Annotated in this window: 2 pseudogenes; both read right to left on the reverse strand. The window is 64.8% G+C overall.

The features are described from left to right. Positions 1 to 859, reverse strand: a pseudogene (locus tag EOA29_RS35930) (NAD-dependent DNA ligase LigA); the annotation flags it as partial. Positions 860 to 994: 135 nt separating this feature from the next. Next, positions 995 to 1,583, reverse strand: a pseudogene (locus EOA29_RS35935) (DNA repair protein RecN); the annotation flags it as partial.

Raw genomic sequence — 1,583 nt, forward strand, 5'->3', positions numbered from 1 at the left:
GTTCCTCGATCCGGTGGTACTGCGCGATCAGTTCGTCGATCGACTTCGCCCGCACCATCAACGGGCTGACCTTGAACCCCCAGTCCTTGAATTTCTGGACGGAATCGTACTGGGTCGGAGCCGGATCCGCTGTCGTATAGCCCCAGGCATAGGCGAAGAATTTGAGATTGCGGCTGGCGGTGACGGATGGATCCTTCTGGCGCAGCGACCCGGCCGCCGTGTTGCGCGGATTGACATAGTCCTGGCCGCCGACCGCCGCCGAGCGCTGCTTCAGCGCCTCGAACTCGGCATAGGTCATATAGACCTCGCCGCGGATCTCGATGACGTCCGGCCAGCCGGAGCCTTTGAGTGTCTTCGGGATATCGGCGATGGTCTTCAGATTGGCCGTGATGTCCTCGCCGACGGCGCCGTCGCCGCGCGTCGCGCCCTGCACGAACACGCCGTCTTCATAGCGCAGCGAGGCCGACAGCCCGTCGATCTTTGGCTCGGCCGTAAAGGCGATGTCGAGATCCTTGTCGCGGTCGAAGAAGCGCCGGCCGCGCTCGATGAAATCGGCAACGTCCTGGTCGGTATAGGCCTTGCCGAGGCTGAGCATCGGCAAGGCGTGGCGCACCTTGGCAAAGCCTTCCGCCGGCGGCGCGCCGACCCGGCGCGACGGCGAATCCTCGCGCACGAGATCGGGAAAGCGCTCCTCAATGGCGAGATTGCGGCGCGCCAGCGCGTCATACGCGGCGTCCGAGATCGTCGGCGCATCCTCGGTGTGATAACGCCGGTCGTGCTCGGCGATCTCCGCCGCCAGCCGCTTAAGCTCCTCTGCGGCCTCGCTTTCGCTCAGCGAATCGACTGGTTTTTCCGACATGCAATGCTGTCCTCGAATTATGGCGCGCCACTATAAATCAGGATTCGGCATGGGGGAGTCGGCTTGCGAATAAATCAATGCTGAACAGCAGGATGCAGCCATCTGCTGACTCGGCTTCCGGGCGCAGAAAATAAGCTAGGCGGCGGCCGTATTTTCCCGCAGCAGCCGCTCGGCGGCGGCGCGCGCCTCGTCGGTGATGGTGGCGCCCGCCAGCATGCGCGCGATTTCCTCCTGGCGTGCCGCGCGATCCATTTCGGCAATGCCGGTGGCGACACGGTCCTTGCCGCCGGATTTCGAGATCAGGAAATGTGTCGCCGCGCGGGCCGCCACTTGCGGCGCATGCGTGACCGAAAGCACTTGCACTCTCTTCGAGAGCCGCGCCAATCGCTGGCCGATGGCGTCGGCCACCGCGCCGCCGACGCCGGTGTCGATTTCATCAAAGACAAGGGTCGGTGCCGAGCCGCGGTCGGCAAGCGCCACCTTCAGCGCCAGAAGGAAGCGCGACAGCTCGCCGCCCGAAGCGACCTTCATCATCGGCCCGGGCCGGGTGCCAGGATTGGTGCGCACCCAGAATTCGACCTGGTCGATGCCTTCTTCCATGCGGCTTTCGGCATCGCTCACCATCTCGACGATGAATTCGGCCCGCTCGAGCTTGAGCGCCGGCAGTTCGGCCATCACCGCCTTGGTCAGGCCGGCTGCGGCGGCGTGGCGAAGCGAAGAGAGC

The sequence above is a fragment of the Mesorhizobium sp. M1E.F.Ca.ET.063.01.1.1 genome (assembly GCF_003998155.1).
GTDB lineage: Bacteria > Pseudomonadota > Alphaproteobacteria > Rhizobiales > Rhizobiaceae > Mesorhizobium.